General features: G+C 61.2%; 13 protein-coding genes. 5 read left to right on the top strand and 8 right to left on the bottom strand.

The features are described from left to right. Positions 1-38: 38 nt before the first annotated feature. From IAE77_RS11290 to IAE77_RS11300, 3 genes are read right to left on the bottom strand one after another with little or no spacing between them, the layout of a single operon-like run. Positions 39-1,559, bottom strand: a complete 1,521-nt coding sequence (locus tag IAE77_RS11290; protein WP_294226277.1) for an efflux transporter outer membrane subunit — start codon at positions 1,557-1,559, stop codon at positions 39-41. Next, the gene (locus IAE77_RS11295) at positions 1,543-4,716 is read right to left on the bottom strand and encodes a multidrug efflux RND transporter permease subunit (RefSeq protein ID WP_294226280.1); all 3,174 of its coding nucleotides are present in this window, start codon (positions 4,714-4,716) and stop codon (positions 1,543-1,545) included. The genes IAE77_RS11290 and IAE77_RS11295 overlap by 17 nt, the downstream gene beginning before the upstream one ends. After that, positions 4,713-5,918: an efflux RND transporter periplasmic adaptor subunit gene (locus IAE77_RS11300; protein WP_294226282.1), complete on the bottom strand. Its 1,206-nt coding sequence runs from the start codon at positions 5,916-5,918 to the stop codon at positions 4,713-4,715. The genes IAE77_RS11295 and IAE77_RS11300 overlap by 4 nt, the downstream gene beginning before the upstream one ends. Before the next feature lie 72 nt (positions 5,919-5,990). Between IAE77_RS11300 and IAE77_RS11305 the strand changes: the two genes are divergently transcribed. The 3 genes from IAE77_RS11305 (at position 5,991) to IAE77_RS11315 (ending at position 10,398) form a co-directional block, all read left to right on the top strand. Next, the gene (locus IAE77_RS11305) at positions 5,991-6,920 is read left to right on the top strand and encodes a LysR family transcriptional regulator (RefSeq protein ID WP_294226284.1); all 930 of its coding nucleotides are present in this window, start codon (positions 5,991-5,993) and stop codon (positions 6,918-6,920) included. Positions 6,921-6,972: 52 nt separating this feature from the next. Continuing rightward, positions 6,973-9,012, top strand: coding sequence for an FAD-dependent oxidoreductase (locus IAE77_RS11310; RefSeq protein ID WP_294226286.1), 2,040 nt, complete (start codon positions 6,973-6,975; stop codon positions 9,010-9,012). A gap of 147 nt (positions 9,013-9,159) precedes the next feature. Then, a complete protein-coding gene (locus IAE77_RS11315) occupies positions 9,160-10,398 on the top strand; it encodes a hypothetical protein (protein WP_294226289.1) in 1,239 nt (412 codons plus the stop codon). Between the two features lie 30 nt (positions 10,399-10,428). Here IAE77_RS11315 and IAE77_RS11320 read toward each other — a convergent pair whose 3' ends face one another. After that, positions 10,429-11,004 (bottom strand): RloB family protein, encoded by a 576-nt coding sequence (locus tag IAE77_RS11320; RefSeq protein ID WP_294226291.1) that lies wholly within the window; start codon positions 11,002-11,004, stop codon positions 10,429-10,431. Further along, on the bottom strand, positions 11,001-12,449 hold the full coding sequence (locus tag IAE77_RS11325) for an ATP-binding protein (protein WP_294226293.1): 1,449 nt from the start codon (positions 12,447-12,449) through the stop codon (positions 11,001-11,003). The genes IAE77_RS11320 and IAE77_RS11325 overlap by 4 nt, the downstream gene beginning before the upstream one ends. 150 nt (positions 12,450-12,599) lie before the next feature. On the opposite strand from IAE77_RS11325, the gene IAE77_RS11330 reads away from it, so the two are divergent. Next, entirely contained in the window at positions 12,600-13,349 is a 750-nt protein-coding gene (locus IAE77_RS11330) for a hypothetical protein (RefSeq protein ID WP_294226295.1), read from the top strand. Here IAE77_RS11330 and IAE77_RS11335 read toward each other — a convergent pair. From IAE77_RS11335 to IAE77_RS11345, 3 genes are all read right to left on the bottom strand, one after another. Beyond that, complete coding sequence (locus IAE77_RS11335) at positions 13,267-13,830, bottom strand: hypothetical protein (RefSeq protein WP_294226298.1); 564 nt, start codon at positions 13,828-13,830, stop codon at positions 13,267-13,269. The genes IAE77_RS11330 and IAE77_RS11335 overlap by 83 nt on opposite strands. 203 nt (positions 13,831-14,033) lie before the next feature. Further along, entirely contained in the window at positions 14,034-14,525 is a 492-nt protein-coding gene (locus tag IAE77_RS11340) for a hypothetical protein (RefSeq protein WP_294226301.1), read from the bottom strand. Further along, entirely contained in the window at positions 14,522-14,785 is a 264-nt protein-coding gene (locus IAE77_RS11345; RefSeq protein ID WP_294226306.1) for a UPF0175 family protein, read from the bottom strand. Before IAE77_RS11345 ends, IAE77_RS11340 begins: the two co-directional genes overlap by 4 nt. Positions 14,786-14,903: 118 nt before the next feature. On the opposite strand from IAE77_RS11345, the gene IAE77_RS11350 reads away from it, so the two are divergent. Then, positions 14,904-16,142, top strand: a 1,239-nt coding sequence (locus tag IAE77_RS11350) for an FAD-dependent oxidoreductase (RefSeq protein ID WP_294226309.1), incomplete at its 3' end; no start/stop codon positions are given.

A 16,142-nucleotide genomic window follows, 5' to 3' on the forward strand; every position in this document is an offset into this window, starting at 1 on the left:
CATGAAACGTGGAACCTGAAACCTGAAACGAGCTTCGCTCAATTCCCCCCACCCATCGCCTTGTGGATGCGGACCCAGGCGGCGGTTGCCCTCGTGCGGCTGAGGACGATGTCGTTTTGCGCTCCGAGGGCGACGCGTTCGGCGTCGAGGACAGTGAGGAAGTCGGCGACGCCGTCTTGGTAACGCTGGCGGGCCAAAGTGGCGGCTTCACGGGCGCTGGCGGCGCTGGCTTCAAGGTGGCGGAGGCGCTGACGCTCGCGGTCGTAGCTGGTGAGGGCGTTTTCGACCTCTTCGAGGGCGAGGAGGACGGTCTGCTCATAGGTCGAAAGAGCGGCGTCGGCACGATGACCCGCGGCTTTGATCTGCTGACGCACGCGACCGAGGTTCAAGAAGGCCCAACTGAGGCGCGGACCGAGGCTGTAGGCGGGTGAGCCGTATTGATTGAGGCTGGCGAGCGTCTGGCCTTCCAGATTCAAACGTCCGCCGAAGGTGAGTCGCGGAAACAAATCGGCGGTGGCGATGCCCACACGCGCCGTGGCGGCTGCGAGGGTGTTTTCGGCCATGCGAATGTCAGGGCGCAGGCGCAGCAGCTCAGCGGGTTTGGCGATGGCAGCGCTTGAGGGCACTGCGGGCTGTTTGAGCGCTTTTTGGAGCTGCGGGCGCAATTCGGAGGGATTGCGGCCGCTGAGCACGGCGAGGCGGTGGATGGCTTTGGCGACGCTTTCCTCGTAAGTGGGGATTTGCGCCTGCGTGGCGTTCAAAAGGGCGTTGGCGCGTGCGACATCGAGCTGCGTGCCGCGTCCGCCTTTGAGGGAGGCTTCGGCGATGCGCAGGGCTTCGCTTTGATTGCCGGCGTTTTCCTGTGCGACGCTGAGTTGAGCCTGGGCACCGCGAAGTTCGAGGTAATTGATGGTCACCTCGGCCTGCAGCGTGATGAGCAGGTCCTGCAAGCTGGCTTCCGCCGCGGCGCTGGTGGCTTTGGCGGCCTTCACGCTGTTTCGGACGCGTCCGAAGAGGTCGAGTTCGTAGTCGGCATCGAAACCCGTGCGCCAGGTATCGACGGTGCGGCCGCGGAAGGCCGCGTTCATCGAGGCGCCGAGCTGGGTCGTGTCATAGCTGCTGCTGGCGGTGACGGTGGGCGCGAAGTCGAACTGCGCCTCGCGCCAGAGTGCGCGGGCCTCAAGCAGTCGCGATTTGGCGACGGCGAGGTTTTTGTTCTGCTCGGTGGCTTGAGCGATGAGCTGGTTCAACGTGCTGTCATTGAGCCTGCGCCACCAGGTGGGTTCGGCGCGGAGGTTGTTGGACGACTTGGAGGCATAGTCCGCAGGCATCTTCGGCTGCGGCTGGAGGAATTTCGGGCCGACGGTGCAACTGGAGAGAAGACCGGCCAGCAACAGAGGGAGATGACGATCCGCGCGGCAGCGTTTTGGAGTGCTCCAGCCCTCTGGAGCTTTGCGCAGGCCGGGAGACGTTCGAAAGCGCCGGAGGACCGGCGCACTCCAGGACGCTGTCGCGATCTTTGTGACCGTAAGATCGGGAGCTTCAGGCGTGTGCTTCATGATGAGTGATTGAAGGTGTCGCTTTTGCACGCCTTTCAACGATGGCGCGGAGGATGACGTAGAAGACGGGGGTGAAGAGCAATCCGAAGATCGTGACGCCGATCATGCCGAAGAAGACGGCGGTGCCGAGGGCCTGGCGCATCTCGGCTCCTGCTCCGGTGGCGAGCACGAGCGGGAGAACGCCGAGGATGAAGGCGAAGCTCGTCATCAAAATGGGGCGCAGACGCAGTCGGCAGGCCTCCACGGCGGCTTTCACGCGGTCCATGCCCTCGTCTTGAAGTTGTTTGGCGAATTCGACGATGAGAATGGCGTTTTTGGCCGCGAGACCGACGAGCACGACGAGGCCGATCTGCGTGAAGATGTTGTTGTCGAGTCCGCGCAGCCACACGCCGCCGATGGCGGAGAGCAGGCACATCGGCACGATCAGGATGATTGCGAGCGGCATGCTCCAGCTCTCGTATTGCGCTGCCAGCACGAGGAAGACGAAGATCACGCACAGTGGGAAGATGTAGATGAGCGTGTCTCCTGCGAGGATCTGCTGATAGGTGAGGTCGGTCCACTCGATGGCGAAACCGCCCGGCAGGTGCTCCTTGGCGAGGCGCTCGATCTTTTCGATCATCTGGCTGGAACTCACACCGGTGGCGGTGTTGCCGTTGATGTCGGCGGAGTAGTAGAGGTTGTAGCGTTGCACGCGGTCGGCTCCACCCGTTTTCACCACTTTGACCAGCGCTCCCAGCGGCACCATCTCGCCCGCCTGGTTGCGAATCTTGATGCGGGAGACATCCGCGGGGTCCTTGCGGAAGAGCGGATCGGCCTGCGCGGTGACTTGATAGGTGCGGCCGAACAGATTGAAGTCGTTCACATACACGGAGCCGAGATAGACCTGCAGCGCCTCGTTCAGATCCGCGAGCGAGACGCCCATGGTCTTCGCCTGGGCGCGGTTGATCTCCAGTTTGAACTGCGGCGTGCGTGCGCGGAAGCCGGTGACAAGCGAATTGAGGCCCGGCTCATTCTGCGCGGCGGCGAGGAGCTTCTGCGTGGCGGCTTCGAGAGCCTCCAGGCCGGCGTTGTTGAGGTCCTGCACCTGGATTTTGAACCCACCGGCGTTTCCGAGGCCGCGCAGCGGCGGTGGTGGCAGCACGAGCACGCGCCCCTCCTGAATCGTGGCGAATTTCTGCCGGATGGTGGCCAGAAGGCGGTCGCCTTTGAGCTCGGGCGTGGTGCGGTTGTGGAAGTCGTCGAAGACGAGGAAGGCCGCGCCGACGTTGGGCTGGTTGGCCTGCAAGATGGAGCTGTAACCGGAGATGGCGAAGGTGTGGACGATGCCGGGGATCTCCTGCGCCATGCGGTCCATCTTGCGCACGACCGCGTCAGTGCGCTCGAACGCGGCGGCGTCGGGCAACTGCACCAGAACGATGGCGTAGCCCATGTCCTGCGCGGGGATGTAGCCGCCGGGGACGGTGTTGAAGACCTTCTGCGTGAGGAAGAGCAGCCCGCCGTAACCCAGGATGACCAGCAGGGCGAGGCGGATGAGTTTGCGCACGAGTCCGGCGTAAACGTTCGAGCCGAACTGGAACACCTTGTTGAACAGGGCGAAGAACCAGCCGAACACGAAGTGGATGAGGCGCGAGAACCAGTCCGTCTTCGCCCCGTGCGGCTGCAGCAGAAGGGCGCACAAGGCGGGGCTGAGCGTGAGTGAATTGAAGGCGGAGATGACCGTGGACACGGCGATGGTGAGCGCAAACTGGCGGTAAAACTGGCCGGTGATGCCGCTGATGAACGCGGTGGGCACGAACACGGCGCACAGCACCAGCGCCACGGCGATGACGGCGCTGCTGACCTCCTTCATCGCCTGGATGGCGGCCTCACGCGGCGCGAGCCCCTTGGCGATGTTTCGTTCGACGTTTTCCACCACGACGATGGCGTCATCGACCACGATGCCGATGGCCAGCACGAGGCCGAAGAGGCTCAGATTGTTCAGCGAGAAGCCAAAGCCCTGCATGACGGCCAGCGTGCCGATGAGGGACACCGGCACGGCGAGCAGGGGAATGATCGACGCCCGCCAGGTTTGCAGGAACAGCACCACGACGAACACGACGAGCACCACCGCCTCGACGAGCGTGGTGAGCACCGATTTGATCGAGGCACGGACAAATTTCGTCGTGTCGTAGTTGATGCGGTAATCGACGCCTGGCGGGAAGCGCAGCTTCAGCTCCGCGAGTCGCTTGTAAACCGCATCGGCAGTCTGGATGGAGTTGCTGCCGGGAAGCTGGAACACGCGGAGGGACACGGCGTTGTAGCCGTCCATGTAGGTCTTGCTGGAGTAGTCGCGGGAGCCCAGTTCGATGCGGGAGACGTCGCTCAGGCGCACGACATCGCCCTGCGTGCCGGTTTTGAGCACGATGTCGCCAAACTCCTCGGCTTTCTTCAAACGGCCGGGAGCCGTGAGCGTGTATTGAAACTCCATACCTTCCGCCGCAGGCGGTTGACCCAGCGATCCGGCGGCGACCTGCACATTTTGCTCGCGGATGGCACGGACGACATCACCGGCGGTGAGACCGACGCCGGCGACTTTTTCGGGATCGAGCCAGACGCGCATGGAGTAGTCGAGCCCACCGAGCGATGAGGCCTCCGCGACACCCGGCAGTCGCGCGATCTCGTTCTGAATCTGGAGCGTGACGTAGTTGCTGAGGTAACCGACCTCCCGCGAGCCATCCGGGCTGTAAAACTGCGCGGCCAGCGTGAGGTCGGGCGAGCGTTTGTTCACGATGACGCCCAGACGGCGCACTTCTTCGGGAAGTCGTGCCACGGCGGCATTCACGCGGTTCTGCACCAGCACCTGCGCTTTGTCCAAATCCGTGCCGAGACGGAAGGTGACGGTGATTTGCACGCGGCCATCGCTGGTGGATGACGACGAGAGGTAGATCATGTCCTCGACGCCGTTGATCTCCTGCTCCAGCGGCGTGGACACAGTTTCCGCGAGCGTGCGGGCATCCGCGCCGGGATAAGCGGCGGAAACGACCACGGTGGGCGGGATCACCTCCGGATACTGGGCCACCGGCAACGAAAAGTAGGACAACGCACCGAGCATCGTGATGACGATGCTGAGCACCGCCGCGAAGATCGGCCGGTCCACGAAGATGCGGGCGAAGTTCATGGCTTTTTCTCCGTGGCAGGGGTGTCAGCGGCAGCGGGCTGCATTTCGACAGTGGAAGCCTTCACCTTCACGCCATTGCGGACGCTCATGAGGCCGAGGACGACGACGCGGTCGTCTGCCTTCAAGCCGCTGCGCACGACCCGCATGCCATCCAGCAGCGGGCCGGGCTTGATGGGGAGATAGACGGCCTTGTCCTCCGCATCGAGCACCCAGACGTAGCTGCTGCCCTGGTCGTCGCCCACGGCGGAGTCGCGGATGAGCAGCCCGTCGTATTCACCGCTGCCGGGGATGCGCACGCGGGCGAAGAAGCCGGGGGACATGAGCTGGTCGCCGTTCGGAAACACACAGCGGGCGTGAATGGTGCCGGTGGCGGGATTGAGCTGGTTGTCCACGAAGTCGATCTCGCCTTTGTGCGGCCAGCCTTCCTCATGGATGAGCGCCATCTCGGCCGGGATGCGGCCAAAGAGGGCGCTCTTGCGCTCGCCGGTCTTGTGCATCTCGCGATACTTCAGCACGCTGCGTTCGTCCGCCTCGAAATCGACGTAAATGGGATCGAGTGCCACGATGGTGGTGAGCAAGGTGGAGCCCTGCGTGCCTCCGCTGACGAGATTCCCCTCCGTCACTCGGGCGTCGCTGACGCGGCCGCTGATGGGGGCTTTGATCTGGGTGAATTCGAGTTCGAGCTGCGCGGAGATGAGCATGGCCTCGGCGGCGCGGACGGCTGCCTGCTCGCCCGCGGCGCTCTTCAAACGGCGCTCCGATTCCTCGGCGGAGATCACCTGGCCTTCGCGCAGTTTGGTGGCGTTCTTCGCCTCGATCGTCGCGAGTTCGGCATTCGTCTTCGCCTGGGCCAGCATGGCCTCGGCACGCTGCACTGCGGCGGCGTAGGGCCGCGGGTCGATGGTGAAGAGCAGGTCGCCCTCTTTAACCTGCGTGCCTTCTTTGAAGTGAATCTCGGTAAGATAGCCTGATACCCGGGCGCGGACTTCGACCCGGTCACGAGCAACAAGGCGGCCGCTGAACTCATCCCAGTCGGTCAGGCGTTTCGCGACCGGCTTTGCCACGCTGACCTCCGGGACAACGCCAGCCGGCGGACCTGAAGGCCCGGCAGTGTGCGGTTTACAGCCGGCGACGAAGGCCGCTGCCAGCACGGGCAGGGCCGCGCACCGGGAGAATCGGGGGAGGGGGATTCCAAGGGGCATGGCGTGGCTAGATACGGACGGGAAAGTGTCTTCAACAGTGCATATCCGGCATATCGCCTATACAATAATGGAATGACCAATTTGAACGACCTCCAGCAAGTCCGTGAATTCGTCCAGATCGCCGACTCCGGCAGCATCTCCGCCGCGGCGAAGATTCTGGGCATGGCACAGCCCACGCTGAGCCGCCATCTGGCGGCGCTGGAGACCCAGATCGGCGCTCCGCTCATCCGCCGCGACACACACACCATGAGCGTGACCGAGGCCGGGCGCATACTCCTGGCGGATGCACGGGAGCTGCTGGCCCTGGCCGACCGTCTCGGCAAACGTCTCCACGGTGAACGACGTGAGCTCCGCGGCCATTTGCGCATCGTTTCAGTCGTCGATGTCGGCCAGTGGATCGTCTCGCGTGTGCTCTCTCGCTTTCGGAAGCTGCATCCGCAGGTGACGATGGAGCTGCATCTCATCAACCGGCCGACGAAGTTCGTGAAGGAAGGTTTCGACTGCGGGGTCATGGTGGGCGGCCCGACCGACCGGCGCGTCACGACGAAGAAGGTCGCGGAACTCAATCGCCGGCTCGTCGCCGCGCCTTCCTTGCTCGCCGAGCACGCGGCTCCGCAGCGACCGGCCGATCTGAGCCGCCTGCCGTGGCTGGGCATCCTGCAGCCGCATTTTTACGCCCGCGACCGGGTGGACCTGGTGCGGAAAGGGAAGGTGGTGAAGCTCAAATTCGCCCCGGTCATGCTGCTCGACACCGTCACCGCGTTGCGCGAGGCCGTGATCGAGGGGGCGGGGTTCACCAGCGTGCCGGAGTGGATGGCCTCGCGAGACATCGCCGCCGGAAGGCTCGTGCAACTGCTGCCGGACTGGCACATCGAGCCCGTCGATCTGCATCTCGCCCACGCCAGCCACGAGCAGCTACCCGAACGTGTGAGAACGCTGCTGGAATATCTCGCAGCCGGCATTCCGGAGGAAATTCACAAGCTGGACCTGGGCGATCGCTGATGCCGCTCACTTTGGTGTCCAAAACAGGCGCGGTCTGTCCTTTTTGAAAACCATGACGCGCCTCCTTGTCTGCATTCTTCTTCTCGCCTTTTCATGCCATGCTGCCACGCAGGCGGATGTGATCGTGTATGGAGCCACGCCGGGTGGATTCTGCGCGGCGATCGCGGCGGCGCGTGAAGGAGCGGCGGTGGTGCTGCTGGAGCCGACGGGGCATGTGGGCGGAGTGAACACGGGCGGGCTGTGCTTCTCGGATTCGAATCAAACGGTGCGCAGCACGGTGATGGGGCTCTTCGATGAATGGCATGCGCGGGTGGAAAAGGACTACCAGCAGCGCGGCGTCGCTTTGCCTTATCAGGTGAGTGTGAAGGATCATGCGCACTGGACCTACGAGCCGCATGTGGCGGCGAAGATCACGAAGGAGATGCTTGATGAGGCGAAGGTAAAGGTGCTGACGAAACGTGTGCTTAAATCGGTGACCAAAAACGGCACGCGCATCGCGAAACTGGCCACCACAGATGGCGAGTTCGAGGCCAAAATGTTCATCGATGGCACCTACGAAGGCGATTTGATGGCCGCGGCGGGGGTGAGGTGGACGATTGGTCGCGAGGGCCGGAAGGAGTTCGGTGAGTCGCTGGCGGGGAAGCAGTATCCGAAGCCGAAGATGCGCATCTCAGGCCTCGGTGACGATGGGAAGCCGCTGCCGCTGATCACGACGACGGATGCGGGTCCGGAGGACGCGGGAGACAAGAACGTGATGGTGTATAGCTTCCGCCTTTGCGTGACGAAAGACGCGGCGAATCGCGTGCCGTTTCCGATGCCGGCGAAGTATGATCCGGCGCGATTTGAGGTCGTGCGGCGCTACTTTGCGAAGGAAAAGCGGCCTGTTTTGCCGTGGGATCTGTATCCGCTGCCAGGGAACAAGTTCGATGCGAACAACGGCATTGGAAAACAGTTCTCGATGGGCCTCGTGGGTGCCTGCAATGGCTGGAGCGAGGCGGATGAGGCGGGTCGCGCGGTGATCTGGGAGGCGCACAAGCAATACACGCTGGAGTTTTATCACTTCCTCACGACGGACGCGGCGGTGCCGGAGAAGATCCGGAAGGAGATGAGTGAGTTGGGGCTGTGTCGTGATGAGTTCGCAGATTATGAGCACTGGTCGCCGCAGCTTTATGTTCGCGAAGGCCGGCGCATGATCGGCGAATACATCGTGTCGCAGAACGACATCATGAAGGAGCCAAAGAAAGACGATGCGATCGTGGTGTCGTCGTTTCCCATTGACTCGCACGACTGCCAACGCGTGGGCACGGGCGAGTTCGTCATCGATGAGGGCACGATCATGCCGGTGCGCGTGCCGGGAAGGAAGCACGGCTACGCCTATCACATCCCGTATCGCGCCATCACGCCAAAAGCGGCCGAGTGCGCGAACCTGCTCGTGCCGGTGGCGCTGTCCTGCACGCATGTGGGCATGTCGTCGATCCGCGTGGAGCCGACGTGGATGATCCTCGGTCAAAGCGCGGGAATCGCGGCCGCTTTGAGCGCGAAACAGCAGCTCGACGTGCAAAAGCTGCCGTATCCGGCGCTGCGTGAGCGTTTGCTGGCGCAGAAGCAGGTGCTGGATCTGCCCGTGCTCTCCGAACTGCCGCCCGAGCCGAAGGGCGCGATGAGCATCGATCCGAAATCGCTGCCCGGCATCGTGCTCGATGATGCGCAGGCGGAGCTGAAAGGCCCGTGGAGCCGCTCTTCCAACTTCAAGCCGCACCTCGGCACCGGCTACCTCCACGACGACAAACGCGGCGATGGCGAATGCGCGGCCATTTTTCGCCTTCAAGTGCCTCAAAGCGGTCGCTACGACCTGCGCATGGCCTATTCCGCGCACGAGACTCGGGCGACCAAAGTGCAGTTGACGATCCAAAACGGTGAAACAGCCGTCGAACTGCTCGTGGACCAAACGCAGCCGCTTCCCGCTGGTGAAGCCTTCCGCAGCATCGGCAAGGTCGAACTCCAAAAAGGCCTCGAAACGACGATTGCGATCCGAAACGCCGACACGGACGGTTTTGTGATTTTGGATGCGTTGCAGTTGGTGGCTGAGTAGCGAGGGAATGCGTTTCAGGTTTCAGGTTTCAAGTTTCATGTTCCAAGTTCTCTGTCTTCGCTCTTTATGAGACTTCGAACCACCTTGAGCCCTCGCGCATCTCTCTCTTGAAACTTGGAACCTGAAACTTGAAACCTCTTCTTCCTCATGAAGCTCCTTCCTCTTCTTTTCCTCACGCCGTCACTCTTTGCCGCTGAACCTGTCGCCACGGTCGCGAGCACACCGGGGCTCGTGGCGTTTTGGGATTTTGTGAAGCGTGAGCCGGAAGGGCAGAAGCGTTTCACGGCGCATGTGCCTGCCGGAGCGACGACGGACTATCCGCTCGATGCCGCGAACTACATCAAGGACTACTGGGGCGCGGGGCGTGAGGCGACGTATGCGGATTTTCCGTTGTTGGGTCGCGGGCCCTTCGGAAATGCGATTCGGATCGTCAAAGAGACGGATGCGGACTTCCGGCCGTTTTTGTTCGTGCCGAGGTCGCGGCTGCATGACACGCCGCTGGACATCAAAGGCGCGGGGAAGTCGGTCACGGTCGTCGTGTGGGCGATTCGCGAGAGCGGAAATCACGCGCTTGCAGGCATCTGGCATGAGGGCACCGATTTGAAGGAGAAGAGCACCGCCACCATCGCGAAGGTGGAACGCGGGCAGCGGCAATACGCGCTCTTTACGGGCCTGAACAAGCAAGGCAGCGCCTGCGGGCATGTGTCGGAGAACGGCGCGAGTTCGTTCCTGAACAAGTATGCGCTGCACAAGTGCAACTCGGCGGATCTCTCGCCCGAAGTGCCTGCCGATTCGCCTGCGGAGGTGCTCGATGCGTCGTGGCAGTGCTTCGCGATGACCTTTGATCACGAAAAGGATGAACTCACCGGATGGCTGAACGGCGTGTCCGGCGATCGCTGGCTCGAACAGCCGAAGAAAGACAAGCTCATCTCCTTTGCCTACAACGCCTACATGCAGGGCCATTACGCGAAGCTTCCCGGCAAGCAGGACGGCGAGGACGAGGCCTTCCCGAAGGATCAATACTACAACCCGCCCGAAGGCGAGCCGCTGAGCGTGAAAGTGCTGCGCGAGTCCGCCGACGAACGCGTCGAGCTGCGCGAGCATCGCTTCACGAAGATCGAGGTCACGCTGCATGGTGGCAAAGAAATCGCACGTGATCTCGTGGCGCTGCGACTGAATCCCTGGTGGTATCCGCACGACCTCTACACGCCGAAGGACGCCCAAAGCGGCGGCCCCTTCACCATCGGTCGCGTCATCCACAGCAGCCGCAGCGTCGGCTTCACCGGCTGGATCGGCGGCGTGGCCGTGTTCGATCGGGCGCTGAGCGCGGATGAGTTGAAGAAGCTTTCCAAAGTGGCCTCGGCTTCAGCCGAATCGGCTCGATGAGTTGCGGCTGAAGCCACTTTCATGGCGACTTCACCTCAGCCTCTCCACCAGCCGATAAACCCACGTCGCCTGCTCATCCGGCCACTTCGCATCGGGTTCAGTATCCAGCTCTTTGGCTCGCTCACAGGCTTGGAGCACCAGCGGCATCAGCTTCAAGGCATCATAGTCGCCTTTGGCAAACTCCGGCCACTCGCGGCAGAGACTGCGCTGGCAATCGTGGCGATCCGCGAAAGGACGGTTGGGCTTCAGGTGTAGCCAGAGCCAAAGTTCAAAGCACGGATTGCTGAGCGCGAGGTGGTAGTTGTCGTGTTTTGCGATCTCACGGCTGACTTCATCGAGTTCGGAGGCGCTCCACGCATCGCGATCGATCACGGCCCAGTATTCGGTGTTCGGGCCTTCAAGTTTGCGGCGTTCGTAGTCGATCAGACGTTGCAGAACATCGCGTGGCCGGGATTTGTGATTGGGGTTTGGCAAGACTTTGAGACGAAAGCCTCCATCTCGGCCGGGCTTGAACGGCAAAAAGTAGATCCTCTCCGTCTCCGCCCCTTCAGAAGCGACCACGAAAAGACGCTTCGTCTTTTTGAATCCAGACCGCCGGCCTCTCATGCCTTCTTCCCCCGCGAGGTTTTGTAGGCAGCGGATTCTTCATTCAGACGAAAAGCCTCTTCCGGTGGAGTTTCGTATTCATGACGCCGCTTCATCAAAAAGGGACTCAAATGTGGCACTCCTGAAAAACGACCGCTGAGATACGCCTTCCGCACGTCCTTGTCATAGCGCACCTCCTTATAGTCGGAGAGGCTCTCCAGCAGCGTCTCGCCGTGCTTCCCGCGCTCGATGAACCACATCTCGTCCCGCCGCAGCAGCGCCTGATCCATCAGCAGCACGTCGTGCGTCGTGAAAATGAGCTGCGTGCGCGTGTCCTTGCTCCGCGTGCCGTTGTAGTGCTCCAGCAGCGCCTCGGTGAGCTGCGTGTGCATCGAGCGATCCAGCTCGTCGATCACATACACGCGGCGGCAGCCCGGCGTGGCCAGATCGTGAAACACCGGCGACAAGTCAAAGAGCCGCAGCGTCCCGTCGCTCTCATCGCTCGTCTCAAAGGGCACCTTCTTGCCCTCCTTCGAGTCGCGATAGGTCACGATGCGCCGCGCCATCAGCTCGCCATCTTTGGGAAACACGCGGAACCGCGCCCCTCCGTCCGAGCGCAGGATGATTCCCGCGTCGTCTTCCTTCAAAGTGGAGCGCAGCTCGTCCTGCACCTGCTTCGGCATGCCGATTCCGGCCACCGGCACATCCACCGCCTCGATGCCTACGATGCCCGTGTCCGCACGATTCAGGATGCTCACGGTGAAATCCCGCAGGTCCTGCCGCTCCGCCTCCTGCACCCGCAGCGAGAGGTAATCATCATTCGGCCCCAGCACCACGAGCTGGTCGCGGAACCAGCGAAACACCGGTGCCAGCACCGTCACATTGCGATCCATCGCCTCATGCAGGAAGAGCTGGTTCGGCTTCGTGCCCTTCGCCACGAACTTCGCAAACAGCCGCTCCTCCTCCGGCACCGCACGCCGCTCCCACCAGTCCAGGCTGAAGACATGCTCCACCGCGCCGTCCGCGCCCGGCTTCCGGCTGAAAAACACCTTCTCCGACACCACCCGGATCTCCGTCAGCGATTCCTCCACCACCTCGCGACCGTTCACGGCAAAGACGTAGCGAAACACCCGCTCCTCGCCCTCCGCCTCCACCACGATCTCAAACTCAAAGCGGCTCGGCTCCTTCGCCGCGTCCTCGCGCAGCCTGAAGGGAATGCGCCCCGTCGGCCCGTCCGCCCGCGTGCCGATCACGACCATGTGCTTCGCATACTCCAGCACGCGGCAAAGGTTCGATTTCCCCGAGGCATTCCCGCCCCAGATCGCCGCCGTCTGCAGCACCCGCTCCGGCATGGATTCCCCCTCCGCGACCCGCCCCAGATGCTGCGACTCCTTGGAAGCCAGCATAGAAAACTCGACCGGGGTGTCGATGGAAAGGAAGTTGGAGGCGTGGAGACGAAGGAGCATGATTTTTATCGCAAAATGGTGTTCCAAATCACTTATAACGCAATAAAATGTCATTTTCCGAGTTTTTTTCTCTAAAACATGTTTTTCTTTTTGAGATACCATTAACGCCATGCAATGTCTTTATTGGCAAATAATCACCCTCAGAATCGAATGCAAATTTACACACTCAATGTCGGCCAAGGCCAGTTTGTGGTCGTCTCCGGAAACGCCGAGGCTTTCATTGTGGACACCTTTGTCCCTCTGAATCCTGAGGTGCCAATCGTGAACGTCAAAGCTGCGCTTGCCAATATCTTGAACGGCAAGGAACTAATTGGCTTGGTTGTTACAGGTTTCGACGCGGACCACTTCAACGCGGTGGGCATGAAGATCGTGCTCAACAAGTATCGGCCCAATTGGATCATGTATCCCAAGTATTTCAAAAAGACGGCTACTGCTGATGAATGCTTCGCGGTGATCGCCAGCTTTGAGTCACAAAAAGCCTTTCAGCGCTATTCTGTTTCACTGTCTCAAAACGACACCCGTTTCTACACAAAGCTCTCGAAGGAGTTCACCTTTGAGGTCTTCTCGCCACATGCCGCAGACATGGATTCCTCGAACAACTGTTCGCTCGTTTGCAAGGTCACCGAGCGATCCACCGGAGCGGAATATCTTGTAACAGGAGACACCGAGAATGATCGGTGGGACTCAATCGTCCGCTATTTTGCCAACTCGTTGGAGTGCGATGTCCTAGCGGCACCTCATCACGGATCAAAAAATGGAATTACTGAAGGCTCATTATCTTGCATGCTGCCTGACACAGTCCTCATCAGCGCAGGCGTTAGAAACAAATATGGACATCCAGATATCGAGGCAGTTCGGCTGTTTCAAAAGCATTCCAACAATGTGTATCAAACTTTTTAGAGGCCACAGAGACACGCGTGGCTACATAAGCGCTTTGCTTTCGATAAGACACTATAAACAATGTCGTGCCGCCAACGATGGCGCACCATTGGACGGTCTGATCGCACAAACTGATTCGCGTGGATAGTATTGTCCAAAGTTTCAGGAGAGCCAAACTCGCAAACATGGCAGCTAGAGTCCTGTACATGTTATTGACCTCGGAAAGCACTTCGATCTTGGGGTCGGTCGCCGACGCCTTCACGAAGTCGTCATACGCCCCAAACTTGATGACGCCAACTTTCTTCAAAGCAGGCTCTACTATGAGGGATCCAATCCGGCTAATGACCAAGCCGACAAAATAGAAGATAAACAGGTCAGAGATGGTTTCGCCCTGGCGGATCGTCAGGAGTTTGAAGTGCTCCGCAATGACTGAGAAGACGCAGCCGGGCAGCAGGTAGTTGAAGAGATTGTAGGTTCCCAATTTTTCGAGTGCCTCTTTCATGGTTCGATTGTGTCGGGCTTCTGCTAGATTCGCAAACACAGTTTCGACGCACTATCAGCGCCCTCAACCTCTTACAGCTTGTTCGGCACCACCTTCATCCACGGGCTCCAGGCACCCAGCGCATGCTGCTGGACTTTGCGTTTCCCGATCTTGGTCATGCAGAAGGCGTAGATGAGAGGCGAAGCATGCCAGGATGTGTAGCATCACGCTTTTCGAGCCATCATCCGCGCCTCGAAGCGATCGAGCAGCTCTTCGTTGGCGCGGAACGTCGTCTGTTTGAGTTCGTTGAGAGTGCTGACGCCATCAAGGAGTCCCCGCTCGTCTGCGAGGTCGAGGATGTTCAAGGTGCCGATGGGCAGCAGGCCGCGCGCCTCCGCGGCGGCGCGGCCTCTTCGCTCGTCCATGAGCACGATGGAGACCTGTTTCTCAATGGCGAGGCTGATGGCTTCGGTCTCGCCATGGCCGAGCTGGATGGTGTCGTCCACATGCGAGACTTTGATGACTCTGATCCACTGTGGCAGATGTTGCAGCCATGCGGTGACGGCGGCAGGTGCCTTGGGATGGCGGAGTTCCGTGAGCACGGCCTCCGGGATCATGACTTCGCCAAAAAGCTGATGTAGAACCTCAGTTTGTCGGATGAGAACCAGGTAGTTCAGCGGCGTGGTGTCTGCCACGACGACGCCTGACGCGCTCATGACTGGAGGGCCGCGCGAAGTTTGTCACCGCTGGCCTCCAGTTCTTCCCAGCTCGGCTGCTGCTCGGCACCATGGCGCTTGAAGAAGGACTCAGCCTCGTGGAAACTCAGTCCGAGCATCTCCGCCGCCTGACCTCGGGAGAGCCTGCCTTCGCGATAGCTTTCCGTGATCAGCATCTCGCGGGCGCGTCCAGGCGCATCCGCTGTATCGAGGCCGAGCAGGCGCTTCCAGGAATCCGGGAGTTCGAGAACGAGTGTCATGTGGTGAGCATACCTTTCGATTTTCACTCCGCAAGTGGGTGGCGGGATCGCTGTTGCTTCATCACGCGGCAAGTTCGTTGTCCAAATCGGACATCTGGGCACCTATTCAACAGCACGCATGAAGTCTCTCGCCATCGCTCTCCTCACCTGTTTCACGCTTTCGGCCTCCGCGGCTCCGCTCGAAACCGATCTCTGCATCTACGGCGGCACGAGCGCGGGCGTGATCGCGGCGGTGCAGGCGGCGACGATGGGGAAAAAGGTCGTGCTCGTCGAAGCGGGACAGCATCTCGGTGGCATGAGCGTGGAGGGGCTCGGCGGCACGGACATCGACAACCAACCGTTTCGGAACAGCCCGGCGGTGGGTGGGCTGGCGCTGGAGTTTTATCGACGCATCAACGCGCACTACGGTCGCACGGCGAAGTTTGAGGCGATGCTCGCGGCGGGTGGCAAGGATACGTCGCTGTGGCGATTCGAGCCGCATGTGGCGGAGGCGGTTTGGGAGGCGTGGGCGAAGGAAGCGGGCATCACGGTGCTGCGCGGGCATCGTTTGAAGGAAACGGCGGGCGTGACGAAGGACGGCGCACGCATTACGACGCTGCATTTTGAAAATGGAGCCGAGGTGCGGGCCAAAATGTTCATCGAAGCGACTTACGAGGGCGATCTGTTGGCGTTTGCAGGCGTAAGCTTTGCGGTGGGTCGCGAAGGCAATGCGAAGTATGGCGAGACGAACAACGGCATCCGCACAGACACGACGCACAAGCAGCACGACAAGCCCATCGATCCCTACCAGACGCCGGGCGATGCGAAGAGCGGTGTCATCTTTGGCGTGCAGGACGAGCCGCTCGGCGAGCACGGCGCGGCGGACGACAGCATCCAGGGCTATTGCTTCCGCCTCTGCCTGACGAAGACTCCCGCGAACCGCATCGCGATCACAAAGCCCGCGAACTACGATCCCAAGCACTATGAGATGCAGCGTCGCTACCTCGCTGCGGGCGGCGTCATCAGCCCGCCACATGCCAGCGTGCCAAATGGCAAGACCGATCCCGGCACCTGGCACTCGCTCGCGTCGAACTTCACCGGCTGGAACCACCGCTACCCCATCGCCAGCTACGCGGAGCGTGAGGCGATGCTGCGCACGAGTCGCGATTACATGAACGGCCTGTATTGGTTCATGGCGAATGATGATGCGGTGCCTGCCAAGCAACGCGAGGCCTGGGCCGCGTGGGGCCTGTGCAAAGATGAGTTCACCGACAACGACGGCTGGCCGCGTGCCTTTTATGTCCGCAATGGCCGCCGCATGGTCGGCGACTTCGTTTTGACCGAGGCGCAGCTCCGCAAAGCGAACCCCGAGCCCGTG

The organism is Prosthecobacter sp. (genome assembly GCF_014879935.1).
Classification (GTDB): domain Bacteria; phylum Verrucomicrobiota; class Verrucomicrobiia; order Verrucomicrobiales; family Verrucomicrobiaceae; genus Prosthecobacter.